This window comes from Nocardia sp. bgisy118 (genome assembly GCF_057708605.1).
The window spans coordinates 318,452-344,443 of the sequence record NZ_JBYISM010000005.1 but is presented as its reverse complement, the minus strand read 5'-3'; the positions used below and the strand labels follow the sequence as shown (position 1 = coordinate 344,443).

The window sequence follows — 25,992 nt, the reverse complement described above, 5'->3', positions numbered from 1 at the left end:
CGCACCGCTCTGCCGGTCAGGCGTCGAACCTCAGCACGGCGAACACCGCGCGGTGGTCCGAGCCCGGGATGGACAGGCTCTCCATCTCTTCGGCGGTGCCGCCTGCGATCAGGATGTGGTCGATGCCGATCACCGGTCCCCACGGCCGGTCGGTCGGATAGGTGGGCAGTGGGCCCGCTCCGGCCAGATCGGCGGCCGAGTCGAATCGGTCACGCACCAGATCACGGAAGGCCGAATGATCGCGTGTCGCATTGAAATCCGCGCCGACGAGCGCCGGACCGGTTTGCGCGTCCAGGATTTCGCGGATATGCCGCATCTCCGCGCTCCACGCCGCGAAATCCAGCGGCGGCGGCATCGGGTGGAAGGCGTAGACCGCGACCGGCCCGCGCTGCGGGTGCTCCATCGTGGCCGAGAGATTGGCCATCACGAAGCCGTCGTATTTCCTGGTGTCGCGCAACGGGTATCGGCTGAAGATGCCGCTCCCCGATCCCCAGCTCCCCGGTTCCAGGTAGTGGTACGGGAGCTCGCCGGCCAGTTCGGTGGTCAGCCGCGCGGCCGACTCGGGTGTCAGCTCCTCGAGCGTGAGCACGTCCACCCGACGCTCGCGGACCTCGCGCACCACCACGGGCAGGTCGGCGCCGCCGAACAGCAGATTCGACTGGAGCACCCGGATCTCCGGGCCGCTCGCCGCCCGCCCGTCCGGCACGAACAACGGCAGCTGCGTCCACAGCACCGCGACCGCGACGACGCCCGCGGCCGCCGCGCTGCGCCATCCCCTGGCGACGACGAACAGCAGCAGCCCCACCACCGCGCCGAGCATCAGATACGAGGCCGCAGAGGCGACGAGCACCGGCAACCGCCGCTGCCACGTGCTGAAATACAGCACGACGCCCACGATTCCGACGGCCAGAGCGCACCACCCCAGAGCGAGCAGCACCCGGTTCACCCATACACGCATGCGATCGACCCTAGGCGGCTTCGCCTGCGGAAAACTTGTGCGATCCATAACGCCACAGGATCCGCACAATTCCTACACTGGCGAGAGCGGCGCCGATGCCGCGCGGACACGAGGGTATCCACGATGTATATCGAAGAGTTCACGGCCGCTGGACCGCTATCGGCCGACGACGCTGAGGAACTCGCGATGCTCGCGGGCCGCTACACCTCACGCGTCACCGTCAGCTGCGGCGGACGCGACGTGCACGCGCTGGTCTTGCCGGTGGCGTGGGACGTGCTGCCGATGACAGCGGGCAGCCCCGTGACGGTGACGGTGACAGGCGGCCGTCGCGGACCCGAGGAGGATCGGCTCGCGTTGCGCGCGTTCGTCGACAGACTGCATCGCCGCTGAGGCCGCATCGCGCGGAACGAATCTCCCGGCGCGGCGTCGACGCACGCATCGTGGAATGCCTCCCACTGGCCGCCGCGCTCACCGCGCCGTGATCGCGGGACCCTGCCCGCTCTCCAGCGCGGCATGCCTGCTTCACGCCCCGAAGACGCGCTCCACCACCGCTTTCGCGCGCCGCGTGATGCGCATGTAGTTGTCGAGGAATTCGCTGCCGTCGTCGTTGCGCCACCCCGCCACCCGCGCGACCGCCGAGAGCAGGCGGCCGGGGCCGGGCAGCTGGTCGGTGGCCTTGCCGCGCACCAGGACCAAGGCGTTGCGCGCCTTGGTCGCGGTGAGCCAGGCGTCGCGCAGCAGCGCGACGTCCTCGGCGTCCAGGAGTTTCGTCTCCTCGATGACGTCGAGCGATTCCAGGGTGGAGGTGTTGTGCAGCGCGGGCACCTCGTGAGCGTGGCGCAGCTGCATGAGCTGCACGGTCCATTCGACGTCGGCCAGGCCGCCGCGGCCGAGCTTGGTGTGCGTCGCGGGGTTCGCGCCGCGGGGCAGGCGTTCGGCGTCCACCCTGGCCTTGATGCGGCGGATCTCGCGCACCGCCTCCGCCGAGACACCGCCCACCGGGTAGCGCACCTTGTCGATGACGTGCAGGAAGCGCAGCCCGAGCCCCTGATCGCCCGCGATCTGGTGCGCGCGCAGCAGTGCCTGCACCTCCCACGGCTGCGCCCACTGTTCGTAGTAGGCGCGGTAGGCCGCGAGGGTGCGCACCAGCGCGCCGTTGCGTCCCTCCGGCCGCAAGCCCGCGTCGACGTGCAGCGGCGGATCGGTGCTCGGCGCGCCGAGCATCCGCTGCACCTTCTCGGCGACGCCGATGGCCCATTTCACGGCCTTGGTCTCGTCCTCGCCGGGGCGCGGATCGCAGACGAACAGCACATCGGCGTCGGAGCCGTAGCCGAGCTCCATCCCGCCGAGCCTGCCCATGCCGATCACCGCGAAGTCGGCGGGCGCGGACGCTCCCGTCTCCGCTTCGGTCGCCCGGATCACCGCCGAGAGCGCGGCCTCCAGCACCGCCACCCACACCGACGACAGCGCCCGGCACACCTCTGGCACCTCGAGCATGCCGAGCAGGTCGGCCGAGGCCACCCTGGCGAGTTCGTGCCTGCGTAGCGAACGGGCCGCCGCCACAGCGCGTTTCGGGTCCTCGTAGCGGGCCGATGCCATGAGGATGCCGCGCGCGACGTCCTCGGGTTGCGGGACGAGCAGCAGCGAGCCGCCGGGACCGTCGGCGTACATGCGGATCGTTTCCGGCGCGTTGATCAGAAGATCGGGCAGGTATTCCGAGGAGCCGAGCACGATCATCAACCGCTGCGCGATCGCGCCCTCGTCGCGCAGCTCGCGCAGGAACCAGATCTGGTCGTCCAGTCCCTCCGACACCCGGCGGTAGGCGAGCAGGCCCGCGTCGGGATTCGGTGTGTCACCGAGCCATTCGAGCAGGGTGGGCAGCAGCAGCGCCTGGATGCGACCCTTGCGAGAGACCCCGCCGGTGAGCGCCTTGAGGTGGCCGAGGGCGTTCTCCGGCGCCGCGTAGCCGAGGGCGGCCAGCTGCCGGACGGCGGCGTCCGGGCTCAGCCGCAGCGCGTCGGAGTCCATCCGGGCCACCGCGTCCAGCAGCGGCCGGTAGAACAGCTTCGCGTGCAATCGCCGCACCCGCACCGCGTTCCGGCGGATCTCGGAGCCGAGCACGCCGACCGCGTCCTGCCTGCCGTCGGGACGGATGTGGGCGGCGCGGGCCAGCCAGCGCATGCCCTCCTCGTCGTCGGTGGCGGGCAGCGTGTGGGTGCGCTTGAGCCGTTGCAGCTGCAACCGATGTTCGAGCAGCCGCAGGAATTCGTAGGAGGCGGTGAGATTCGCGGCGTCGTCCCTGCCGACGTAACCGCCCGTGGCGAGCGCCGTCAACGCCTCGACGGTGCCCTGCACGTGCAGCGACTCGTCCACCCTGCCGTGCACCAATTGCAGGAGCTGCACGGCGAATTCGACATCGCGCAGGCTGCCGTGGCCGAGTTTCAGTTCGCGTTCGCGCAGGTCGGCGGGCACCAGGTCTTCCACGCGACGGCGCATCGCCTGCACGTCGGCGACGAAATCGGGGCGCTCCGAGGCGGTCCAGACCATCGGCATCACCGCGTCGCGGTACTGGCGCCCGAGTTCGAGATCGCCCGTCATCGGACGGTTCTTCAGCAGCGCCTGGAACTCCCAGGTGCGCGCCCACCGCTTGTAGTAGGCGAGGTGCGACTCCAGGGTGCGCACCAGGGCTCCCTGTTTGCCCTCCGGGCGCAGCGCCGCGTCGACTTCGAAGAAGGCCAGGCTGCCGACGCTCATCGTCTCGGCCGCCAGCCGGGTCGCGATCGCGTCGGCCGGTTCGGCGACGAACACGACGTCCACGTCGCTGACGTAATTCAGTTCGCACGCACCGCTTTTGCCCATCGCGATCACCGCGAGCCGGACGGGGACCTGGCCGTCCTTGCAGACCCGCGCGACCGCGACCGCGAGCGCCGCGGTGAGCGCGGCGTCGGCCAGATCGGTGAGATGCATGCCGACCACCTGGTACGGCAGCACCGGCTCGTTCTCGACGGTGGCCGCCAGATCCAGCGCGGCGAGCACCATCAGCTGGTCGCGATAGCGCCTGCGCAGCAGCGGCACCGCTTCGGGCCCCGCGATGCCGGCGCGGAACAGCAGCCCGCCTGTCCCCCGGCCCATCGAGTCGCGATGCGTCGCTGCGTTCGATGTGTGCGACCCCTCTTCCGGCACCGCGTCGACGACGTCGAGCAGGTCGGCGAGCACGTCCTCGCGCGTCGGCAGCTCGGCGCGGCGCAGCAGCTGCCACGAAGCGGGCTCGGCCACCAGGTGGTCGCCGAAGGCGCTCGACGAGCCGACCAGCGCGAAAAGCCTGCCGCGCAAGGACTTGTCGGTGCGCAGCGCGGAATCCACTGCGGCCCAGTCGCTTCCGAGTCCCTCGCGAAGGCGCATCAGGGTGCTCAGCGCCAGGTCGGCGTCGGGCGCCCTGGACAGCGCCCAGAGGACCGGAATGCTTTCGACGTTGTCCCAGCCCAATTCGCGCAGCGAAGCTGCGGCCGTCGGCTCGAGCAATCCGAGCCGACCGACACCGGGGACAGCGGAGCGCGCAGACGGTGGCCGGACCATAGTCTTAAAACTACATGCCCGGCTCGCGCGCCCAGGTCACAGTCCGAGGTACTCCTTGAGCTCGAACGGAGTCACCTGGCTGCGGTAGTCGGCCCACTCCCGGCGCTTGTTGCGCAAGAAGAAGTCGAAGACGTGCTCACCGAGGGTCTCGGCGACCAGCTCCGAGCGCTCCATCGCCTGCAACGCCTCGTCGAGCGTGCCTGGCAGCTCGCGGAAGCCCATCGCGCGCCGCTCGGCGGAGGTCAGCGACCACACGTCGTCCTCGGCCTCCGGCGGCAGCGTGTAGCCCTTCTCGATGCCGCGCATGCCGGCCGCGAGCAGCACCGCGAACGCCAGGTAGGGGTTGCAGGCGGAATCTGGGCTGCGGATCTCGACGCGACGCGAGGACGCCTTGTTCGGCGTGTACATCGGCACGCGCACCAGCGCGGAGCGGTTGGACCGGCCCCACGACGCCGCGGTCGGGGCCTCGCCGCCGTGGATGAGCCGCTTGTAGGAGTTCACCCACTGGTTGGTGATCGCGCTGATCTCCGGCGCGTGCTCCAGGATGCCCGCGATGAACGCGCGGGCGGTCTCGGAGAGGTTGATCGGGTCGTCGGGGTCGGCGAACGCGTTGTTCTCGCCCTCGAACAGGCTCATGTGCGTGTGCATCGCCGAGCCGGGGTACTGGGCGAACGGCTTGGGCATGAAGGTGGCGCGCACGCCCTCGTCGATGGCCACTTCCTTGATCAGGTAGCGGAAGGTCATCACGTTGTCGGCCATGGACAGCGCGTCGGCGTAGCGCAGGTCGATCTCCTGCTGGCCGGGCGCGCCCTCGTGGTGGCTGAACTCCACCGAGATGCCCATCGACTCGAGCGCGTCGATCGCGTGGCGCCGGAAGTTCGGGGCCGAGTCGTGTACCGCCTGGTCGAAGAAGCCGCCGGTGTCGGCCGGGTGCGGCGGGGTGCCGTCCTGCGGGCCGTTCTTCAGCAGGAAGAACTCGATCTCCGGGTGCACGTAGCAGCTGAACCCGACATCGCCCGCCTTGTTCAGCTGCCGCCGCAGCACGTGGCGCGGGTCGGCCCAGGACGGCGAACCGTCGGGCATGGTGATGTCGCAGAACATGCGCGCGGAGTGCTGATGCCCCTTGCTGGTGGCCCAGGGCAGCACCTGGAAAGTGGAAGGATCGGGACGGGCGACCATATCGGCCTCCGACACCCGGGCGAAGCCCTCGATGGCCGAGCCGTCGAAGCCGATGCCCTCTTCGAAGGCGCCCTCGAGCTCGGCGGGGGCGATGGCGACGGACTTCAGGTAGCCCAAGACGTCGGTGAACCAGAGCCGCACGAAGCGAATGTCCCGCTCTTCGAGCGTCCGCAGCACGAATTCCTTCTGGCGATCCATGTCCGCGAGCGTAAGCATCCGGCGTTAAATCCGTGTTACATCCGTGCTCGGGATTGCGTTTCGGGTGCGCGAGGGACTATTCGGGACGAAGCTCACCGCCGCGGCGGTGTGACGGTGAGCACTTTCGGCGAGCCGTCAGCAGGTCAATCCCGGCTCGGGGGCCTCCAGATCGACCAGATAGGCGGTCACCGCGTCGTCCAGGCACTGATCGCCCGCCACCAGCGCGGCGGTGTGGCGGTTGCCGTTGAAAGTGATCAGCGCGGCGTCCAGCTGGGCGGCCAGGTCGACGCCCGCCTGATACGGCGTCGCCGGATCGTCGGTCGTGGACACCACCACGACCTTCGTCAGACCGTTCACGGAGATCCGGTGCGGGTTGCCGCTGTTCGGCACCGGCCAGCTCGCGCACACCTCCAGCGGGGCCTGGCCGGTGCCGCGGCCGTCGTCCAGGAACGGCGCGGCCTTGCGGTACTCGGCGTCCTGGCGTCCCGCCACCGCGGGATCGGTGACCCGAGGGTCGTCGACGCAGCGGATGGCGTTGAAGGCGTCCTGGGTGTTGTTGTAGGTGCCGTCGTCGCGGCGGCCGTCGTACATGTCGGCCAATTGCAGGAGGGTGTCGCCGCGGCCGTCGCGCAGTTCGTCCAGGCCGAGGGTGAGCACCTGCCACAGGTCGTCGGAGTAGAGCGTCTGGGTGACGCCGGTCATGGCGTCGCTGTAGCTGAGGCCGCGCGGGTCGGTGGTCGCGGCAGGCGTGTCCCACAGCGGGTTCACCAGGTCGCGGAAACGCGCGACGGCCTTGGCCGGATCGGTGCCGAGCGGGCAGTCCGGTTCCTCGGCACACTGCCGGGCGTAGGCGTCGAACGCGGTCTGGAAACCCGCCGCCTGGCGCAGCGACTCCTGCACCGGATCCTTCGAGGAATCGACCGCGCCGTCCAGCACGAGCGCCCGCACCCGGTCCGGGTACTGCTCCGCGTACAGCGAGCCGAGCTTGGTGCCGTACGAGTAGCCGAGGTAGGTCAGTTTCGGGTCGCCGAGCACCGCCCTGATCACGTCCATGTCCCGCACCACCTCGCGGGTGCCGACGTGCGCGAGCAGTTCGTCACCGCTGCGCTCGACGCACTTGTCGGCGTACTCCTTGTTCTCGGCCTGTGCGGCCGCGATCCCCTCGGGAGTGTTCTCCTCCGGGCGCTCGGCGCGCTCCGCGTCGTTCTCCTGCGGGGTCAGGCACGCGATCGACGGCGTCGACGCGCCGACACCGCGCGGATCGAACCCGACCCGATCGAAGCGCTCCGACAGCGGCGTGCGATTGGCGATCCCCGACATCGACAGCCCCGACACCCCCGGCCCGCCCGGGTTCAACAGCAGCGACCCGATCTTCGCCCCCGAGGCGGGGATCCTGCTCAACGCGATCTGCGCTGTCGGCCCGTCGGGGTTCGCGTAATCGATCGGCACCGTGATCTTCGCGCACTGCGCGTTCGGCGGGAACCGGTCGTTCGGATCCCCGAACCCCGCGCACTCCCCCCACGCCGGCGTCTGCTCGTAGAACCGCTCCAACCCCTGCTCCGGCGCAGGCATCGGTGCCTTCGGCTCCGCCCGCTCGACGGTGCACCCGGCCGCAACCATGGCCAGCACCGCCGCTACCAGCACACCACGCCCACGCCATTCCATGCCTCGATCCTGCCAGGGAGTGCCCGCGGCCCCCGCGACCATGCCGCACAGGCGGGCCCGCAATCCCGTTCACCGGCGCATCCGACGCCGCGACTTCGGGCCAGGGAGCCATGAGCAGGGTGGCCGACATCGAGCAACCCACAGGCGTTCGAGACGCCGCCGCCTCGATTCGAGTAGTCCACTACGCGTCCCCACGGCTGCGTTCGCCGAGAGAATGGCAAGGCTTGTAATCGAAATCCGGTGCCGTGCGCCACTGTCGGCAAGGCGCGGCGAAGGGAGTTCGTCGCCATGGGGTCGGTACTGCTGATTCGCCCCGCGGACCATCTACTGATCGGTGTCCGCTGGTCTGGATTCACGACGGACCGCGCGGGCCCGGCAGGCGTACCTGTCCTGACGGCAGGCAACCAGGCGCGGCTGAGCCTGTTGTTTCCGCCGCAGCACGTGGGCGAGGAGTGCTCGCCGCCTGCCTCGGCGGCGCCGCTGTCGCTTCCGGCCGGAACCGCGGGGACGACGGTCCCCGGCTGGCGCGCGGTCCTTTCCGGATCCAGCCGTATCGTGATCGAGGTCCCCCAGGGCAGACGGATCGCCTTGACGGCGAGCGGCATTCTGGATGCCGTCGGCAATGTTCCGCTGGTGGTGTCCTCCGGTGTCCCCGGGGCGAACGACACCGCGATCGAGTTGCCGTGGCGGGTACTGCTCGCGCCCGCGACACACACGCCGGGCAGCGCTGTGGTGTGCCGCCATCCGAGCGCGCCCGTCTCGGACGGAGAGGTCAGCGGACTGTGGCGCACCCGGCTGGTCGACGCCACGCTGTCGCCGACGAGTGCGGCGCCGGATGCGCGGCTCGCACTGCGGGTCGCCGATCCCGCGCTCGCCGATACGGCGGATCCCGCCTTCGGTCCGCAAGCGCCGAACAACACGCTCGCGCTACCTCGATCGGCGCGCACCCGGCTCGCCTTGGAGACGAACAGCCGGCCGGCGACCGCCACTCGCCTCGAACTCAGTTCCTTCGGCGGGACGCTGTACGCGGCCGGCGCGTGGCCCGGCTTCGAATGGGAGCAGCAGACGGCGCTCGGCCGCGACATGAAGGTTCGCGCCCGATTCGAAGGTGTCGTGTATCCGCTGGGCCACGAGGCCGAATACCTGGAGGTGGTGACGCGCGCGTTCGACGCGCACCCCACGGCAGGCGGCGCCGCGGTGCTCCGGCGAATCGGCATCCTCACCATCGTCGAGCCGATACGGCGCGAGCCCGCCGCCGAGGCGATGCGCCGCCGATTCCCGCTCGGCGAGGTCGAGATCACCCAGACGACCTTCACCGATATCGCCTCTCCCCATTCAACCGTTCCCGGCGCGGCGTGGCGCATGACCGCACTGCCCGGAATCGGCACGCAGGCCACGCATTTCCGTCCGACGACCAGCGCCGGTGCACCCGTCTTGTTTCCGATCCGGTGCGCCACCGGCGGCGCGAACGCGACCTTCACCATGCCGCTGCTTTTCGTGGCACGGATCGCGATGAACCCGACGTCGACCTCGCTCACCGATCCCGGACTCGCTCAGCGGCTTGCCGCCGACTATGGCACCGCGCAGGTCCGGTTCGCGCCCACACCGGTCGACCTGGTCGGCGCCCGCGCCCGCGGACCCGGCGATGTCCACGAGGTACACGGCGTGACCATCGCGGGCATCGCGCAGCAGGCCGATCTCACCGGCGGATACCGACCGGCGCTCACCCAGTTGGAGATCGCGCTGCCCGCGCTGCGGGTACTGCGCGGCGACGCACAGCTCTCGTCGGTGCGATTCACCGAGAAGTACCTGCGCAACGGATCCGAGGACGTCCTGCTGGAGATGTTGCCGGACCAGGGCAGGGAGATCGATTTCGCCAAGAGCGCCGACAGGTCGGGCGGGCTGGTCGCCCCCAAGTACGTCACCAACGCGATCTCGCGGACGTTGGGACCGGTCAACCTCCAGGCCATGCCGCATCCGGCGACCGGCTTGATCGATCCGGCGGCGCTGTTTCCCTCCGACCAGGCCGCGCTGCTCGGGTTCCCCTTGAAATCGCTGTTGACCCAGTTACGGGTACCGCCGGAGATCACCGCGATCCCGAAGGCGGGTTCGCCGCCGGAGATCCGGATGCAGTGGCGCGGTATCACGCTGCGCTCGGCGGGTTCCTTCGTCGCCCGACCGAGCACGCGACTCGACCTTTCCGTCACGGCGAGCGCCGAGCGCAACGAAACCGTATGCAGTGTCAAAGATTTCACGCTCGAGTTGCCGCCGGGACCGAAACGTGTGCTGCGCCTGACGTTTGCGACTCTGACCTTCGCGCAGCGCGACGGCGGTGCGCCCGACGTCGCCGTCGACGGCATCGACGCCGAGTTCCTCGGCGAGCTGAAGTTGCTGGACAAGTTGCGCGACGTGATCGACCTCGGCTCGGCGGGCAAACTGCTCGACGTGTCCCCGCGTGGTGTCGCGGTGCGGTACTCGCTACCGCTGCCGCCGGTGGCCGCGGGCGCGTTCGTCATGCGCAACATCGCTCTCACCGCGGGCATCGACATCCCCTTCAACGGTGACCCGGTCGGCGTCGCGCTCGGTTTCGCGAGCCGCGCCAATCCCTTCCAGCTCAGCGTGCTGATGTTCGGCGGCGGTGGCTATCTCGAGATCCAACTCGACCGGGACGGATTGAAACGCCTCGAGGCGTCGCTCGAATTCGGCGCCTTCGTGGCCGTCGACTTCGTCGTCGCGTCGGGCGAGGTGCACGCGCTGGGCGGCGTGCGATACACGCTGGAGCCCAGCGGCGCCGTGGCACTGACGGGATACCTGCGCATCGGCGGTTGTGTCGACGTGCTCGGTCTGATCAGCGTGTCGATCGAGCTGTGCCTTTCGCTGAGTTATCAGTCCGAACGCAACGCGCTGGTCGGACGGGCGACACTGGTGATCGAGATCGATCTGACGCTCTGGTCCGACAGCGTGGAACTCGACAGCGGCGAGTGGGTGCTCGCCGGAGCGCCTGGTCGCCGCCTCATGGCTCGCGACACCGACACCGCCCTCGCGCAATGGCGCGAATACCGATCCGCCTTCGCGGGCGTGCGGCGCGAGCAGCCGCCGCTCGCTGCCGTCACAACCGAAAGTCACCAGCGATGAACGAATCCGAGTACTTCCACATCCCACTGCACGTCGACCTGCCGCACTTCGCGGAACGAGTCGCCTTCAGCCCTGACGGTCGTTGGCTCGCCGTCAGCGCCGGGTGGCGACTCTTCGGCGCGAACGAGGGCGGCCTCAGCATCGTCGATGGCAACTCCGGCGAGATCGTCTGGACCACGGCGGATCTGAAAAACTGCCTGGACCTGACGTTCACACCGGACGCACAGCGGCTCGCGGTGAGCGCGATCGACCAGAACAACGACTTTCGAATACAGCTGCGACGGGTCTCGAACGGCGAGAAACTCTGGGACGCCCCCGGGGTCGGGTTCCTCGCGTTCAGCCCGGACGCGACGCTGCTCGGCGTCGACGGCCTCAGCGAGTCCGACAGGGGTGGAGCACCGCACAGTTTCGTGCTCGAGGCAGACAGCGGCACGCTGCTGCACAAACAGGGCTCTTCGATGGCCGTTCCTGGGTTCACCGCCGATTCACGGCTGATGTGCACGGGAGACCCCTCGCTCGTCGAGGCATCGACGGGCACGCTGCGGTGGAACGAGGGTAGTCACGAGAACGTCGCGTCCGCCGCGGTCTTCACCGACGACGACGATGCCGTCCTCTTCGCCACCGCTCCCGAGGCGACGATCTTCGTCTTCCAGCTCGAACCCGGCCCCGACGGCTCCGCCGTCGTTCGGTCGGTCGTCGACGCGCCGGAGCTCTTCAGCGCCGACCAATGGATCGGCGCGATCTCCTTCAGTCCCGGCCATGGCATGATTCTGCAGCTGAGTCAGCAGGAGCTGGTCCTGATCTCCGTGATCGACGGCAGCGTCCTGCATCGGTTCCCGAAAACCAGGCCCGCCATCAACATCGCGGCCGCATTCCGCGCGAACGACAAGCAGCTGGTCCTCAACATCCCGGTTCCACCTGCGCCGCCCGATATGTCGGGCGCAGGCATCAGCGTCGTCGATACTCGAACGGGTGCGACCCTCTGGTCCGATCCCGGTCTGGAGTGCGTCGACCTGGCACTGAGCGCCGACGGCGCCCGCCTCGCCGCTGTCGGCGAAACCTCCCTGCTCGTCTACGAACTCGGCCTCCCGGCACGCTCACGACACGACTGTCGAGCGCCTGTCTCCGCGGTGGCGACGAGCGCCGCGGCGGCGGGGATCGTCGCCGCGGCGGCAGACAACAACCTCATCGCCTTCCGGGCGGCGACCGGCGAGGCGATGCTGGAGCGCGACCATCCCGGAACCATCGGCGACGTCGCGGTCAGTCCGGACGGGCACAGCGTCGTCACCGCGAGCAGCGACGGCCGCTGCAGGCACTTCGACACGCTGACCGGCGACCGGTGGACCGGAAAACACAATGCACCGGTCAACGCCGTGGCCTTCAGCGACGACAGCAAGCGGGTGGCGACCGCGAGTGCCGACCGCACCGCTCGACTGTTCGACCGGACACCGGGCGCCAACCCCGACGATCAGACGGCGTTGTGGACGCATCAGCATCCTCAGGGCGTCAGCCATGTCGTGCTCGGGCCCGCGGCGGCCTGGCTCGCGACCGCCTGCCTCGACCGCAAGGTCCGCATCCTCTCCGGCTCGACCGGCGACGAACTGCACGGCCCGTTCGAGCACGACGGGAAGATCCGCGCCCTTGCGGTCGCGGGCACAACCCTGGTCACCGCCAGCGACGACGGCAGCGCGCTGGTCATCGACGCCGTCTCCGGGCAACGCCGGTTCCGGCTCGAACATCCCGGCAAGGTCACTGCCGCGGCGGTGTCGCCCGATGCCGCGCTGCTCGCCACCGCAGGGACCGGAAACGACTGTCATCTCTGGCGTATCGACGGCGCACAACCGGTGCTGCTGCACCGCCTCGCCACCCGCGCCGTCGTCAACGACCTCGCGTTCGGGGCGGACGGGCAACTCGCCATCGCGACCGAGCATCAGGTCGTCGCGATCGTCGATCCTGGCACCGGTCGCGAAATCGAGCGGCTCATCCATCCGAAAGCCGTGAGCCACTTGGCATCCGGAATCGATCGCAGCGTGCTCGCCACGGCCTGCGCCGACAACGTCGCCCGCGTCTACGAGATGAGGGAAGAATGAGCGAATTGCTGTGGGTGGCCGTCCCCGACGGCAGGCACGGGGAACGAGCGTCGCTGCGCGTGCTCGTCGTTCCGCGGCTGGCGGAGGGCCCCCTCACCGATCTCGGACTCGGGGATTGGCCGTCGACTCTCAACGATGTGGCCGAGTTCCAGCTGCGTCTCCGCACGCCGGCGGGTGAACGGATCGCGCAGCACGACGTTCGTCTGGTACCGCGGGCGAGATCGGAGCTGTGGGCCGAATTCTTCGGCGGTGAGGCGGGTTTCGCCAACGAATGGCAGCAGAAGACGGTTCCGGCGCCCGAGATGTCGGAGACATTCCAGGTCGGAAGGAATGCCGCGACCACCGCGCGGACACTCGTCCGAACCGGGGCCGAGAAGACGCGCGAGGAAACCCAGGCCGCGATCAAGACCGAGGTCGCCGCGTGGGCGGACGCCACCGCGCCGCCTGCCTCGGACGGCGCCGAACCGCCGCCACCGGTGATCACCGACTTCCACCGCACGGTCGCCACTCTGCGCGAGCACCCCGCCGTGCTGCTCGAGCTCGGCTTGGTGTTCGAGCTGGACATCGACGTCGCCGACCTGGAACCGGGCAGCGGGCTGCTGTCGGTCCGCTGTGTCGACCCACCCTTCCTGCGCAACCTCGTGACCGCACCGTGGACGCGGTACGAACTCACCGAGACCGTCTTCCGGCCCGCACCGGACCCGGGCTCCGCCTCGTTGATCCGCGCGGGCGTCCTCGACCTGTCGAGCTCCGTGTCGCTCACCGACCCCACCGCCCCGGACGATCCGGGTCACTGGGCGATCGCGACCTTCGACGTCGACGGCGCGGCCGACGGATTACGCCAAGCCGCACACGATTTCACGCTGAACCCGCCGAAACAGGCCACTGTGCCGCCGTTCCGGTCGTCGGGCATCGCCTTGATCCGGCCCGGCCGGAGCGCGGAATTCGCCGAGCGGCGCGGCGCGGCGGGTCGCCGCGGCGCCGCCTCGATCGGCGACGCGGTGTTCTCGGCCGACGATCTCGTCCTCGGCTACCGGGTGGATGTCCGCCGCGAGGGCGCGGAGTGGCTTTCGGTGTGCGGACGCGATGCCGCCTACAGCGTCAACGACATCCCGATCGTCAGCGGCCAGGAAGAAGGGCATGTCAAACCGTTCGCGGCGGTACGGGGCGCAGACGGACAGCTCCGCGCCGACGAGGTCGTGCTGCGCTGGGACGGCTGGAGCCTGGCTGTCTCTCATCCGAACTTGGCCGGCGACAGCCCCGGACCGGTCCGCAATCCCGCCCAGCCCATGCCCTTCCACTTCGAATGGGAGTTCAAGACACCGCAGGGCAGCCTGCCTGCCCTGCGGTTCGCCGACCTCTATCAGATGCGCGTGCGCATCGCCGACATGGCAGGCGGCGGGCTGACGCGCGAAGAATTGCAGGACCCCACGGTCGCGAGTGTGAGCGTCAGTTACCTGCGCCACGACCCCGTCCTACCGCCAACGCTGCACGGCACCGCGAGCTTCGCGGTGGGCGCGGCCATCGATCGTCTCGTGATCCGCAGCGACCACAACAGGACGGTGGCGCAGATCCATGACGCGGACCCCGATTACCCGGCCACCGAATCGCGCGTCCTGCGCCCGCCGACGGTGCCCTTTCCGCTGATCGAACAACACCGCATGCTCGACAACCCCGACCTGACGGACGAGGAATCCTTCGCGCTCGCTCGGCGCGCCATGCAGTCCGACGGCAGCGGCGCGGGGCTCCCGGATCCGGTGGCCGACGGCGTGCACGCGTTCGTGGCGAAGACCGAGCTCGGGCTGGCCACCTCGATCAGCGACGTCAGCGGCTGGTCGTCGTCCTGGCCGGACCACGCGCCGAAGACGATTCGGCTCGACGAGGAACCCGGCGTCAAGCCGATCACGATGGTCTGGTCGGGCAACACACTGAAAGTGACACTGGCCAAGGGCAAGCAGGCGACGATCGAGCTGACCTCCACGCTCGACGGCGAGCTGTCGAACCACCTGGCGATCAGCGACTTTCTCGCGGGCGGCGCCGGGGGCGAACCGGCGATCTCACCCGACAGCACGAAACGCGGCCGCAACCCTGTGGTCACGCCGCCGCGGCGCGTCCTCGTCGTGCACGCGGTCAAACGTCCACTGCTCGAACCACGGTGGAATCTCCCGGCGGAGGCCGTGATCCGGAACCACCACGACACCACCGCGCTGCTCGAACCGAGCTTCGCGTCGGCCGGTCCGGTTGCCGGGCTCGACGCCGACAGCACGGGCCGGATCGACATCGCGGCCGAGTGGACCGAATTCGCCGATGTCGGGCCGCAGGCCGGTCCGGGTGCCCGTCCGGTCACCGTAGCTCGGGTGCACGGCCAGACGATCCCGCCAGGCGCGGCACCGCAGTTGCGGTTCCGGCACGAGTTCGGCGACACCAAACACCGCACGGTCACCTACACGGTCGAAGCGATCAGCCGGTACCGCCAGTATTTCAAGGCCGGCGAACCCGAGTCCGCGTTCGAGGTCGCTCGCGCTCAGGCGCCGGTCGACATCCCGTCCACCGCGCGGCCGACCGCGCCGACGGTGCTCGGCGTGGTTCCGGCGTTCCGGTGGCGTCAGGAACAGGTCGGCGCGAACCGGATCGAACTGACGAGGTCGGGGCAGCGCCTGCGGGTGGAGCTGGCCCGCCCGTGGTACGAGACGGGCGAGGGTGAACAGCTCGCTGTCGTCGTCGCCCCCGCCGGAGGCCCGGCAGACGCATTGCGTGGCGTGGTCAGCCGCATGGGCCGTGACCCGGTATTCGGGACACCGGCCACCGAACCGTTCCCACCGTCGTCGTTCTTCCGTTCGGCGTCGCCGCCTGCCCTCGCGGACCTGCCCGAACTGGGCGAGCAAGTCACCGTCGTGCCGTATCAGGTCACCCCGAGCGGAGACCACTGGTTCGCCGATGTGGAACTCGCGGTCCCTGGCAACCGTCAGTCCTACAACCCGTTCGTCCGGCTGGCCGTGGCGCGGTATCAGCGCGACAGCATCGAGGGGCTCCACCTGTCCCCTGTGGTCGTCACCGAAAGTGTCCCGCTGCTGCCCGACCGCCGGGTGACCGTCGACCGAAACGGATCGCACCTGCAGATCGCGGTGACAGGTACCGCGCCCACCCCGCTCAATCGCCTGGAGGTCGTCCTGGAGACCTGCCCGGCCACGGCGGTGCCGGAACAGGTCGACATCGTCATCGACGACCCGAACCTGGAACCGGCGCTGCCTGCCTGGCGGCCCGTGCCGGGGCATGCGGTCCTGCGGGCCCAAGACGGATCCATACCGCCGCTACCGCTGCCCGTCGCGGCTACGGGACGCCTGCGCCTGCGGCTGCGGGAGACCGAAAACCTCTCCGGCCCAAGCGATCCGCAACTGCCCCCCGAGCTCACCCAACGCAACGTCTTCGTCGGCACGATCGTGTTGCCCGCCGAATGGCACGCCTGACGGAGTGCTCTGGAGACCGAATGGCCGGGGAGGGGCGTCGGATAGGCGATGCCCCTCCCGGTCCGCCTACGGCGTGAACGGACGCTGGGCCGTGAAGTCGGCGCCCGCATTGAGAGTGAACAGATTCGGAGTCTGGTCGGGCGGCATGAGGTTCGCGATCTTGCGGTGGAATTGCGAATACCCACCAGCGAACGATCCGTTCGCCCAGATGTCGAGCAGCGCCGCGGTGAACTGCCCGTTCACAGCGCCGTCGTAGGACTCCTGCGAATCCTGGCAGCCGGACAGCAGGATCACGCCCGCCTGGATGTTCGCTCGGGTCTGCGGCCCGCTCAGACGCTGCACGAACGAGTACAGCTGGCGCCGTCGCTTGTTGTCCTGGAGCTCGACCTCACGCGGCATCGCCTTCACGGCGCCCTGGACGATCCGCACGGCGCCGTGTTCACCGGAACTGCGCAGGGCGGCGGCTCTCTCCACGATGGCATCGCGAGTGCCGCGGCTCAGCATCTCGCGCACCACCGTGCCGCTGTGACAGCTGTCGGAGCACACGACGATCCGGACGCCGGGAGCGAATTGCGCCCACATCCGATAGAGCTCGTCGTCGACTATCTGGCGGTCGTAAGCCACCCAGGTCTCGTCCCTGTCGTCGTCCTCTTCGCTGTCGACATCCCACACCTGGCTCCCATGCCCCGAATAGGTGATGAGAACCAGATCACCCGGCCGCGCGGCGTTGGCCAGGCTGCCGATCTCCCCGATGATCGCGTACGAGGTCGCGTCGCTGTCGAGCAGTTTCTTCGTCGTCGCGAATCCCTCCGCCGCGGCGATCGCGGCCATGGAGTTGGCATCGTTCACACAGCCCGCGAGGGCGCCGTCCCAGCCGTCGTACTCGGCGGGATCGACCTGATTCAATCCGATATGCAAGGAGTATCCGGTCACTGCACTGCCTTCCTTCGGGGGCTACTCGTGACGTGACGTCTCCGGATCCGCCACGCACCGATCGTCCGGCGGTCCGCGTAACCGGGCTAGCGTGTCCGACTACCCGAACTTCGGTCCGGCACTACGCGAAGACGGTCGTCGGGCGGACGCCGCGACGGGCCCAGGTACGGCGGCATGTCCGGATGTCGCGATCCGGCCCGCACCTGTGACCAATCGCACCGTCCAGCGCTCTTAAGCGACCGTCGAGACGGGTGGCACACTGGAGGCGTCAGGCAACCCGGGGACCCGCCAGGGCCTCGAGGCGACAACTCCGAAAGGGACGATGATGTCCGTATCCGATGCGGAAACCCCTGCCTACGGCGCGGCGCAGGCCGAGACCAAGAAGGCACGGCGCAAGACGCGGGTCCCCCACCTTCAGCAGATGAAGGCCGACGGTGAGCGCTGGGCGATGCTCACCGCCTACGACTATTCCTCCGCCCGCCTGTTCGAAGAGGCGGGCATTCCGGTGCTGTTGGTCGGCGACTCGGCCGCCAACGTGGTGTACGGGTACGACACCACGGTGCCGATCACCGTCGACGAGTTGATCCCGCTGGTGCGCGGCGTGGTGCGCGGCGCGCCGCACGCGCTGGTGGTGGCCGACCTGCCGTTCGGCACCTACGAGTCCTCCCCGCAGCAGGCGCTGGCGACGGCGACGCGGTTCATGAAGGAGGGCGGCGCGCACGCGGTGAAGCTGGAGGGCGGCGAGCGGGTCGCCGAGCAGATCGCGGTGATCACCGCGGCCGGTATCCCGGTGATGGCGCACATCGGCTTCACCCCGCAGAGTGTCAACACCCTCGGCGGCTTCCGGGTGCAGGGCCGCGGCGACGGCGCCGAGCAGCTGATCGCCGACGCCATCGCGGTGCAGGAGGCCGGCGCCTTCTCGGTGGTGATGGAGATGGTTCCCGCCGAGCTGGCCGGGCAGGTCACCCGCAAGCTGACCATCCCGACCGTCGGCATCGGCGCGGGCGCCGACTGCGACGCCCAGGTGCTGGTCTGGCAGGACATGGCGGGCTACACCAGCGGCAAGACCGCCAAGTTCGTCAAGCGGTTCGCCGAGGTCGGCGACCACTTGCGCACGGCGGCAGCGACGTACGCCGACGAGGTGCGCCGCGGTGTCTTCCCCGGCCCGGAGCACAGCTTCTGATCCGGCACGGATGAGACCGGTCGAGTGGCGCAGGCACTGCCGGCGCTGCTCGACCAGCCGCCGGCCCCGCTCGCTAGCCCGGAGGCTCGAGACCGGGTCCGCGGAAGAGGCTACTGCTGTCTCTCCTTTTCGGCCGCGCTCTCCGTTGCAGGCAATCGGCACAGGACGAAGGTCGCTGCCGCGAATAGTGCGGCGGCGAAGCCGCCGGACCACATGACCTTGTCGATACCGGAAGCCGAAGCCGCCACGGCGATCTTTCCGATTGTGCCCGCGAAGAATTCGAATTGCTCGGGTAAATAGTCGACGACCCGCTGCCCGATTCCGGAACTCAGCGCATCGGTCAACTCCGCGGTTCGGCCGGCCGGAATTGTCACGCCTGACGTCCGCAGGCCCGACAGCGAAGACTCCACACTTTCTGTCGCGACATGCGAGAAGACCGCACCGGCCCCGGCTACGCCGATGGCGGTGCCGACTTGCCTGGCGGTGAAGACAGTTCCCGTCGCCATGCCGTACCGACCGCCGCGAGCATGCGTGAGCGATCGCTGCGAGACGATGACCGTTGCCGCGCCGAGCCCGAGTCCCGCGACAGCCGAGCCGGGTGCGAAGTGAGTCCATTCGGTGTTCACGTTGACGCCCGTACAGAGGAACAAGCCCAACGAGACCAGGGCGAGCGCGATCGGCAGCGACCATCGGAGCGGAATTCGATGCTGAAACATCGCGGTTGGTGGCGCGGCCGCGAATGCCGCCAATGTCAGGGGCAGGGCGCGCACGCCCGCTTCGAAGGGGCTGAACATCAGCGTGTTCACGAAGTAGAGCGCCAGGTAGTTGATACCGGCGAAAACGGTACCGCCGACAGCGACTCCGACCAGCGCCAAGGCGGCGAAGTCCGGCTTGGCGAGCAGTCGCATGTCCAGCATCGGTTCGGCGACGCGCCGTTCCCACCAGACGAAACCGCCGAGGGCGACCAGCGAGAGCGCGCCGGACCAGAGAATCATCGGGGATGTCCAGCCGAACCGGCTTCCTTCGATCAGTCCGAACACGCCGGCCAACAGTGCGGTGCTGATCGCGCCTGCGCCAACCCAGTCGGTCGAGCGAGGTTCACGATCACGCGACTCCTCCATATACCGGCAGGTCAGCGCGATGGCGAGCACACCTACGGGCAGATTGACCAGGAAGATCGATCGCCATCCGGCGCTCGTGACCAAAGCGCCCCCGATGAGCGGCCCCATGGCGGCGGCCCCCGCGACGACAGCACCGTAGACGGCGACCGCCACCGCCCGGCGCCGCCCTTCCGGGAATGTCGCCCCGATGATCGGTAGCGCCACCCCGAACAACACCGCGGCGCCGGCACCTTGCGCACCGCGAACCACGTTCAGCGCGAGAATGTTCGGCGCCATCGCGCAACCGGCGGACGATGCCGTGAAGAGAACCGATCCGATCAGGAAGAGTCGGCGCCTGCCGATCCGGTCACCAATCGTGGCCGCGATCAGCAGTAACCCCGCGATCGGCAGTGTGTACCCGTCGATCACCCATTGCAGATCATCGAGCGAGGCATCGAAGGACACCTGAAGCTCCGCCAGTGCGGTCGCCACGATCGTGACGTCCAACAAGAGCATGAAGATGCTCATGCACACGACTGCCAGCGTCAGCCGGGCATGCCGCGGCAACACTTGCCCGAATCTGTACTCGACACCGGCATGTGTCGATAGAGCGGTGCTCGAGTTCGTTCGAAAGCGGTCGGACACAACATCAACCCCTTGGATCGTCCAGCGGAATACGACATATCGAGTGTTGTGGAGGGGACCGGGCCGCGGCCTCACCCCTCGGGGGGAAGAGAGCCACCCCCACTGCCGGTCCGCACCGTACCCGCGGTCGATGTTTCCCACGCTTCCGCAGAACAAGCTTGAAGTTGTTCGCAGCACGGCGAAGCGGGAAGGAGAAACTGCGTTGAACAGCACACCGAAAGCGCTCGCGATGTTTCCGGGCCAAGGCTCACAACGCGTCGGTATGGCGGAGTTTCTGCTCTCCGAATATCCGGAAACCGCTGGCCGAGTATTCGCCCTCGCCGACAGGACGCTCGGATTCTCGCTCACCGAATGGTGTGTTTCGGGTTCGGCCATCGGACTCGCCTGCACCGAGATCGCGCAGCCCGCGATCGTCGCGACGAGTCTGGCGGTTCTCGAAGTACTGAGCGAGAAGGGCTTTCGCCCCTCGCTGGTGACCGGACACAGCCTCGGTGAATACACCGCGCTGGTCGCGGCTCAGGCGCTGACGCCGCGGGACGCATTCCGCCTGGTCCGCCGCCGCGGTGAGCTGATGGCACGGGTGTCCGACCAGGTCCCCGGAGCGATGATGGCGATCTTCGGGTTGGCAGTGGAAGTGATCGAAGTGATCTGCGCCGGCCTCCGCGCCGACGGAGTCGCCGAGGTCGCCAACCACAACGAGCCCGGGCAGACGGTCATCTCCGGTACCCGCGACGCCGTGGCCCAGGCAGCGCGGATCGCCCTCCGGTACGGCGCGGAACGGGTTCTCCTGCTCGACGTGAGCGCGCCGTTCCACTGCTCGCTGATGGACGAGATCGAAGACGAGTTCGCGGCCGAGCTGGACCGGTATCACTTCGCGCACCCGCGGCTTCCGGTTCTCAGCTCGGTCACCGGTGCGCCGGTGACCACCGCGGACCAGGCCAAGTGGCTGTTGCGATGCCAGCTGGCCGGACCGGTGCGGTGGGTCGATGTGCTCACCGCCGCACAGCGACACGGCATCACCGACTACGTCGAGATCGGGCCGGGCCGGGTCCTCAGCGGTTTTGCCAATCGAATGATCAGCGGCGCCTCGGTGCGCAGCACCAACGACAAACGCCGAGTGGCAGCTCTTTTGCAAGCTTGCTGATCCAAAAACCCTCCAAAGAAAGGAAATTCACATGACACAGCACACCCACCAGGACCTGCTCCCGATCGTCCAGTTCGCCGTCGCGGATGCACTGGGCGTCGACGAGGCGGAGGTAGTCCCAGAGGCGAGCCTGATCGGGGATCTCGGCGCGGAATCGATCGACATGCTCGACATCTTGTTCCGCATCCAGCGCGAGTCGGGAATCAAGGTCGCCGTATCGGATATCGAGGCGCTGATGCGAGGCCCCGAAGGCGCCGACCTGTTCGACGAGGACGAGGTCGTCACCGAAGCCGGGCTCGCGCAATTGGAACGGGCGCTACCCCAATTCGACCGCACTCAACTGTCGGGCCCGCTCACCGCCGATCAGGTGGTCGGGCTGTTCACGGTCCAGAACCTCGTGGATCTGGTCCTCGACCGCGCCCGAGCGGCGGCCGCCTGACGGCGGTCGATCACCCAGAGAGAGCAAGGAGAACAGATGCAGCCCTTCGAAGGAAAGGTCGCGCTGGTCACCGGCGCTTCCCGCGGGATCGGGCGAGCAATCGCCTCCACCCTGGCGCGGCGTGGCGCGGCAGTGGCCGTCAACTACCGCACGCGCGAAGCGGAGGCCATGGAGGTCGTGCGTGAGATCGAGGAGCTCGGCGGGTGCGCCGTCGCGCTCCGCGCGGACGTCTCCGATCCCGCGGCGGCGGAGGATCTGGTCGCCGGCACCATGAACACGTTCGGCGGCCTGGACGTGCTGGTCAACAACGCGGGAATCACCAACGACGGCCTGCTCTGGAAGATGGCAGACGACGCCTGGTGGGAGGTGTTGCGAGTCAACCTCGGCGGGACCGTCAACTGCACGCGCGCCGCCGCACCGCATCTCATGGCCCAGCGCAGCGGATCCATCGTGAACATCTCCTCGGTCATGGGGGTCTCGGCGCGCCCCGGCCTGTCGGCGTATTCGGCCTCGAAGGGTGCGTTGAACTCCTTCACCCGCGCGTCGGCAACCGAACTGGCGCGCTTCGGCGTCCGTGTCAATGCCGTACTCGGCGGGGTTGTCCCGACCGACCTGATCAGCGGCCTCCTGGCGCACGACAACGGCAAGGCGGCGGTACAGATTCCGATGCGCCAGTACGGAACGGCCGAACAACTCGCCTCCGTCGCGGCATTCCTTGCGGGCCCGGACGCCGAGTATATGACCGGCGAACTCGTCCACGTCGACGGCGGGATGGGCGCGCAGGTGGCGTTCTTCGCCGGTGCGACCGCCCTGTCCTTTCTCCGAGAGTCGAGCAGGCCATGCGATTTCACCTGATCGACAGGATCGAATCCTGGGAGCCGATGCGGCGGATCACGGCCAGGAAGGTGACCTCCGCGCGCGAGTCCTTCTGGCAGCACGGTGAGCACGGACCGGCGATGCCGTTCGGGATGGCATTGGAATCCCTGTGCCAGGCGGGGGCGTGGCTGGTGCTGCTGAGCTCCGATCACCGCCTGCGCGCGGCCTTGCTGACGGTCGGTGAAGTCACCATGCATCGCGACATCACGCCGGGCGACACGTTGCGGCTGCATGCCGAGGTCGTCTCCATCCAAGGCAATGCGGCGATCGTCGACGGCCGCGTGGAGGTGGCCGGTCGGCCTGTCCTCGACGCACGAAACATCATGTGCGCGTTGATCGATGCCGAACGCCTCGACGACCCGGCCGACACCGGGCGCATGGCGCGGCAGCTGCTGGGGGAAGGTCCGATCGGATGAGGCGCGTCGTGATCACCGGCGTCGGTGCGGTGACGCCGCTCGGCACGGACGCCGCAACCACCTGGCGAAATCTGGCGGCGGGCGTCAGCGGAATCGGCCCGCTGACGACCTTCGACACCGACGGCTTCCCGGTCCGCATCGCAGGCCAGGTTCCGGACGACTTCGACCCGAAGGCCGCGTTACCCGGGGATGTCGACCACCGGATCTATTCCCGCGCGGGGACTTTCGGTCTCGCGGCAGTGGCCGAGGCCCTGCTCGACGCCCGTGCCGACCGCGACACCTACGACTCGGACCGGATGGGTGTCGCGATGGGCGCCACCATGGGACGTCCCGATCTGCAGTACTTGATCGACATCGGGCGCCTGCGGGAAACCAAGCCGGACGCGTTCCTGGTGCAACCGCCGAAATCGGTCTACGCCAGCGATCAGAACACCCCGCTCGATGCCATGGCGCGAATGGCGGGCGCGACGGGGCCGATGGTCGGCATCAGCACCGCCTGCGCCGGCTCGGGACACGCCATCGGCGAGGCCTTCCGCCTTATTCAAGAGGGTGACGCGGAGTTGATGGTCGCGGGCGGCTACGACTCGCTCACCAGCTGGATCGACATCCTCGGCTTCAGCCTGCTGGGGGCCATGACCGACCGGCACAACGACGATCCCCGGTCGGCCTCGCGTCCGTTCGACGCGGACCGCTCCGGTTTCGTCATCGGCGAGGGCGCGGTCGTCTTCGTCCTGGAGGAGTTGGAGTCGGCGCGCGCCCGGGGCGCCCGGATACACGCCGAAGTCCTCGGTTACGGCTCGACGATGAACGCGTGGCGAATCACCGATTCCCCGCCGGACGGGTCGGGCGCCATCCAGGCGATGGAGGCGGCGATCGCCGAGTCCGGCCTCGGCATCGCCGGAATCGACTACATCGTCGCCCACGGCACGGGAACCGCGAGCAACGACGCGTCGGAAACCACCGCGATCAAGACGGTCTTCGGCGATGACGCCTACCGTCTCTTGGTCAGCTCGCCCAAGTCCATGGCGGGCCATCTGACCGGAGCGGCCGCGGCGCTCAACGTCCTCGTCGCGATCGGCGCCATGCGCGATTCGCTGATACCGCCGACGGTCAACCTCGACCGGCCCGACCGCGGCCTCGACCTCGACTACGTCCCGCATCGAGCCAGGCACACCGAAGTCGCCGCGGCTCTCGTCAACGCCTTCGCCTTCGGCGGAACCAACACCAGTCTCGTCGTCGGCGCGCCGAGCCGAGGCCGATGACCAAAGGAGCAGCAATGACCACCACATTCGCCGAGTCGGATCTCAGTGCCGACCTCGACCGCATCCTCGAACTACAGCCGGGAAGGCGCGGCGTCGCGCTGTGCAACGTCCCCGCGACCCTGCCGCTGTTCAGCACACACTTTCCGCGCTATCCGATCCTGCCGGGCGTGCTGATGCTCGAGAGCATGGCCGCGCTCGCGGCGGTGACCGCGGGCGGCTCGTGGCGGCTGCGCTCGGTCCGCGGTCTGCGATTCCGGCAGTTCGTGGTGCCCGGCGACCAGGTCACCATCACCGTCGACCTGCTCGCCCATACGGGGGACACGAGTCGATGGAAGGCGGAATCCCGGGTCGACGGGCGACTGGTCGCCGCGGCGCGCTCGCTGGAGATGGACCGGTGCGAACTGGAGGTGAACCGGTGAACGAGCGCCGCGTAGTAGTGACCGGAATCGGGTTGATCACGGCGCTGGGCGAGGGCTGGGCCAGGACGTGGGAGGCGATCGTCGACGGACGGACGGCGATCGGTCCGCTGCGCGGCTACGACCCCGCGCCGCTGCGGACCAGGATCGGCGCCGAGATCATCGGCTTCGACCCGGCCCGTTTCGTCTCGCGCCGATCGCTGCGCATGGCCAACCGCGGCGACCAATTCGCCATCGCCGCCGCGACACTCGCACTCGAGGACGCCGGTCTCGACGACGCGGAACTCGGCTACCGCACGGGCCTGTTCCTGGGCGGAAACAAGGAAATGGCGCGGCTGGAGCCGCTCACCCAGATTGCCGGGTTGCGCGACACGGAGGGCAACGTATCGCTGCGCCGCATCGGCGAGGGCGTATCGGAATTCGTCTCACCGCTCGTGTATGTCGAAGCGCTCCAACCGGCCGCGGTCTTTCACATCTCGCAGAAGTTCGGCATGCGCGGGCCCAACGCATTCTTCGCGGGCACGGCGGAGTCCGGGATCACCGGCATCGGCCGCGGGATGCGCGCGATACGTCGTGGTGAAGCCGACCGGGTGGTTGCGGGCGGCTACGACGACGCGGTCACCTGGTGGTCGATGTCCAAGATGGACGGGCTCGGAGTGCTGAGCCCACGGAACGACCTGCGCGAACGCGCATTTCGGCCCTTCGACCGCGAGCACAGCGGTTCGGTGCTCGGCGAGGGCGGGGCGGTGCTCGTCCTCGAGGAACGCGAGCATGCGTTGCGGCGGGGGGCGCGGTGCTACGCCGAGGTCACCGGCATGGGTTCCGGGAACGACGGCGCACGTCTCGCGGCGCCCCACCCGCGCGGCAGGGGTCTGACTCGGGCGATCGGCCGCGCTCTCACGGACGCGTCAGGCCAGGGTGCGCCCGACTACATCACCGCCCACGGATGCGCCACACCGAAGGGCGACATCAGCGAAACCCGCGCGCTCCATGACGCGCTCGGCGCCGCCGCATACCGCGCGCAGATCAGCAGCGTCAAACCACAGACCGGTCACTTGGTGGGCGGCGCCGGGGCGCTGAACGTCGCTGTCGCCGCCTTGGCGCTGAATTCCGGCGTAGTTCCGGCGACGCCGAATCTCGAAACCCCCGCCGCCGGATGCGATTTGGACTGGATACCGGGCTCGGCCCGGGAATCGAGACCCGAGACCGCGCTCGCTCTCGCGCGTGGGCTGCACGGCCAGGCCGTCGCCATCGCGCTGCGTAAAGCCGACTGACGCGAAGACGGCTGAAAACCTCAGGAGGACAGACGA

The 25,992-nt window shown here is 68.9% G+C and carries 18 protein-coding genes; 12 read left to right on the top strand and 6 right to left on the bottom strand.

Going from position 1 to position 25,992, the window contains the following annotated elements:
- Positions 1-16: 16 nt before the first annotated feature.
- Positions 17-958 carry an endonuclease/exonuclease/phosphatase family protein gene (locus AC3EO7_RS09180; RefSeq protein ID WP_435590968.1) on the bottom strand — a complete coding sequence of 314 codons (942 nt, stop codon included), beginning with the start codon at positions 956-958 and terminating at the stop codon, positions 17-19.
- Positions 959-1,081: 123 nt separating this feature from the next.
- On the opposite strand from AC3EO7_RS09180, the gene AC3EO7_RS09175 reads away from it, so the two are divergent.
- Positions 1,082-1,348, top strand: a complete 267-nt coding sequence (locus tag AC3EO7_RS09175; RefSeq protein ID WP_431963226.1) for a hypothetical protein — start codon at positions 1,082-1,084, stop codon at positions 1,346-1,348.
- 132 nt (positions 1,349-1,480) lie between these two features.
- Here the strand turns inward: AC3EO7_RS09175 and AC3EO7_RS09170 are convergent, their stop codons facing one another.
- From AC3EO7_RS09170 to AC3EO7_RS09160, 3 genes are all read right to left on the bottom strand, one after another.
- On the bottom strand, positions 1,481-4,534 hold the full coding sequence (locus AC3EO7_RS09170; RefSeq protein ID WP_431963224.1) for a bifunctional [glutamine synthetase] adenylyltransferase/[glutamine synthetase]-adenylyl-L-tyrosine phosphorylase: 3,054 nt from the start codon (positions 4,532-4,534) through the stop codon (positions 1,481-1,483).
- Positions 4,535-4,570: 36 nt separating this feature from the next.
- Complete coding sequence (locus AC3EO7_RS09165) at positions 4,571-5,911, bottom strand: glutamine synthetase family protein (RefSeq protein WP_431963222.1); 1,341 nt, start codon at positions 5,909-5,911, stop codon at positions 4,571-4,573.
- Between the two features lie 135 nt (positions 5,912-6,046).
- Positions 6,047-7,576 carry an alpha/beta hydrolase gene (locus tag AC3EO7_RS09160; RefSeq protein WP_431963220.1) on the bottom strand — a complete coding sequence of 510 codons (1,530 nt, stop codon included), beginning with the start codon at positions 7,574-7,576 and terminating at the stop codon, positions 6,047-6,049.
- 288 nt (positions 7,577-7,864) lie between these two features.
- Between AC3EO7_RS09160 and AC3EO7_RS09155 the strand changes: the two genes are divergently transcribed.
- The 3 genes from AC3EO7_RS09155 to AC3EO7_RS09145 are packed head-to-tail and all read left to right on the top strand — an operon-like array spanning position 7,865 to position 16,268.
- A complete protein-coding gene (locus AC3EO7_RS09155) occupies positions 7,865-10,711 on the top strand; it encodes a relaxase family protein (protein ID WP_435590967.1) in 2,847 nt (948 codons plus the stop codon).
- Entirely contained in the window at positions 10,708-12,801 is a 2,094-nt protein-coding gene (locus tag AC3EO7_RS09150) for a WD40 repeat domain-containing protein (protein WP_435590966.1), read from the top strand. Before AC3EO7_RS09155 ends, AC3EO7_RS09150 begins: the two co-directional genes overlap by 4 nt.
- A complete protein-coding gene (locus AC3EO7_RS09145) occupies positions 12,798-16,268 on the top strand; it encodes a hypothetical protein (protein ID WP_435590965.1) in 3,471 nt (1,156 codons plus the stop codon). The genes AC3EO7_RS09150 and AC3EO7_RS09145 overlap by 4 nt, the downstream gene beginning before the upstream one ends.
- A gap of 66 nt (positions 16,269-16,334) precedes the next feature.
- Here the strand turns inward: AC3EO7_RS09145 and AC3EO7_RS09140 are convergent, their stop codons facing one another.
- The gene (locus tag AC3EO7_RS09140) at positions 16,335-17,201 is read right to left on the bottom strand and encodes a caspase family protein (protein WP_435590964.1); all 867 of its coding nucleotides are present in this window, start codon (positions 17,199-17,201) and stop codon (positions 16,335-16,337) included.
- Between the two features lie 325 nt (positions 17,202-17,526).
- On the opposite strand from AC3EO7_RS09140, the gene panB reads away from it, so the two are divergent.
- Positions 17,527-18,384: a 3-methyl-2-oxobutanoate hydroxymethyltransferase gene (panB, locus tag AC3EO7_RS09135; protein WP_431963210.1), complete on the top strand. Its 858-nt coding sequence runs from the start codon at positions 17,527-17,529 to the stop codon at positions 18,382-18,384.
- Positions 18,385-18,494: 110 nt separating this feature from the next.
- On the opposite strand, the gene AC3EO7_RS09130 is transcribed toward panB, so the two are convergent.
- Positions 18,495-20,342 (bottom strand): MFS transporter, encoded by a 1,848-nt coding sequence (locus tag AC3EO7_RS09130; RefSeq protein ID WP_488186260.1) that lies wholly within the window; start codon positions 20,340-20,342, stop codon positions 18,495-18,497.
- Between AC3EO7_RS09130 and fabD the strand changes: the two genes are divergently transcribed.
- The 7 genes from fabD to AC3EO7_RS09095 are packed head-to-tail and all read left to right on the top strand — an operon-like array spanning position 20,332 to position 25,956.
- Complete coding sequence (gene fabD, locus AC3EO7_RS09125) at positions 20,332-21,273, top strand: ACP S-malonyltransferase (RefSeq protein WP_431963206.1); 942 nt, start codon at positions 20,332-20,334, stop codon at positions 21,271-21,273. The two genes, AC3EO7_RS09130 and fabD, sit on opposite strands and share 11 nt — an antisense overlap.
- Positions 21,274-21,304: 31 nt before the next feature.
- Positions 21,305-21,712, top strand: a complete 408-nt coding sequence (locus AC3EO7_RS09120; protein ID WP_431963204.1) for a phosphopantetheine-binding protein — start codon at positions 21,305-21,307, stop codon at positions 21,710-21,712.
- Positions 21,713-21,748: 36 nt separating this feature from the next.
- Positions 21,749-22,567 (top strand): SDR family NAD(P)-dependent oxidoreductase, encoded by an 819-nt coding sequence (locus AC3EO7_RS09115; protein ID WP_431963202.1) that lies wholly within the window; start codon positions 21,749-21,751, stop codon positions 22,565-22,567.
- Entirely contained in the window at positions 22,552-23,004 is a 453-nt protein-coding gene (locus AC3EO7_RS09110; RefSeq protein ID WP_431963200.1) for a hotdog family protein, read from the top strand. The genes AC3EO7_RS09115 and AC3EO7_RS09110 overlap by 16 nt, the downstream gene beginning before the upstream one ends.
- Positions 23,001-24,266: a beta-ketoacyl-[acyl-carrier-protein] synthase family protein gene (locus AC3EO7_RS09105; RefSeq protein WP_435590962.1), complete on the top strand. Its 1,266-nt coding sequence runs from the start codon at positions 23,001-23,003 to the stop codon at positions 24,264-24,266. Before AC3EO7_RS09110 ends, AC3EO7_RS09105 begins: the two co-directional genes overlap by 4 nt.
- A gap of 14 nt (positions 24,267-24,280) precedes the next feature.
- Positions 24,281-24,685, top strand: a complete 405-nt coding sequence (locus AC3EO7_RS09100) for a 3-hydroxyacyl-ACP dehydratase FabZ family protein (protein ID WP_431963196.1) — start codon at positions 24,281-24,283, stop codon at positions 24,683-24,685.
- On the top strand, positions 24,682-25,956 hold the full coding sequence (locus tag AC3EO7_RS09095) for a beta-ketoacyl-[acyl-carrier-protein] synthase family protein (protein WP_435590961.1): 1,275 nt from the start codon (positions 24,682-24,684) through the stop codon (positions 25,954-25,956). Before AC3EO7_RS09100 ends, AC3EO7_RS09095 begins: the two co-directional genes overlap by 4 nt.
- The last annotated feature ends 36 nt before the right edge of the window (positions 25,957-25,992 follow it).

Excerpts from the sequence above, each read along its gene's own strand:
- AC3EO7_RS09180 (WP_435590968.1), bottom strand. The coding sequence starts at position 958 with ATGCGTGTATGGGTGAACCGGGTGCTGCTCGCTCTGGGGTGGTGCGCT.
- AC3EO7_RS09175 (WP_431963226.1), top strand. The coding sequence starts at position 1,082 with ATGTATATCGAAGAGTTCACGGCCGCTGGACCGCTATCGGCCGACGAC.
- AC3EO7_RS09170 (WP_431963224.1), bottom strand. The coding sequence starts at position 4,534 with ATGGTCCGGCCACCGTCTGCGCGCTCCGCTGTCCCCGGTGTCGGTCGG.
- AC3EO7_RS09165 (WP_431963222.1), bottom strand. The coding sequence starts at position 5,911 with ATGGATCGCCAGAAGGAATTCGTGCTGCGGACGCTCGAAGAGCGGGAC.
- AC3EO7_RS09160 (WP_431963220.1), bottom strand. The coding sequence starts at position 7,576 with ATGGAATGGCGTGGGCGTGGTGTGCTGGTAGCGGCGGTGCTGGCCATG.
- AC3EO7_RS09155 (WP_435590967.1), top strand. The coding sequence starts at position 7,865 with ATGGGGTCGGTACTGCTGATTCGCCCCGCGGACCATCTACTGATCGGT.
- AC3EO7_RS09150 (WP_435590966.1), top strand. The coding sequence starts at position 10,708 with ATGAACGAATCCGAGTACTTCCACATCCCACTGCACGTCGACCTGCCG.
- AC3EO7_RS09145 (WP_435590965.1), top strand. The coding sequence starts at position 12,798 with ATGAGCGAATTGCTGTGGGTGGCCGTCCCCGACGGCAGGCACGGGGAA.
- panB (WP_431963210.1), top strand. The coding sequence starts at position 17,527 with ATGTCCGTATCCGATGCGGAAACCCCTGCCTACGGCGCGGCGCAGGCC.
- AC3EO7_RS09120 (WP_431963204.1), top strand. The coding sequence starts at position 21,305 with ATGACACAGCACACCCACCAGGACCTGCTCCCGATCGTCCAGTTCGCC.
- AC3EO7_RS09115 (WP_431963202.1), top strand. The coding sequence starts at position 21,749 with ATGCAGCCCTTCGAAGGAAAGGTCGCGCTGGTCACCGGCGCTTCCCGC.
- AC3EO7_RS09110 (WP_431963200.1), top strand. The coding sequence starts at position 22,552 with ATGCGATTTCACCTGATCGACAGGATCGAATCCTGGGAGCCGATGCGG.
- AC3EO7_RS09105 (WP_435590962.1), top strand. The coding sequence starts at position 23,001 with ATGAGGCGCGTCGTGATCACCGGCGTCGGTGCGGTGACGCCGCTCGGC.
- AC3EO7_RS09100 (WP_431963196.1), top strand. The coding sequence starts at position 24,281 with ATGACCACCACATTCGCCGAGTCGGATCTCAGTGCCGACCTCGACCGC.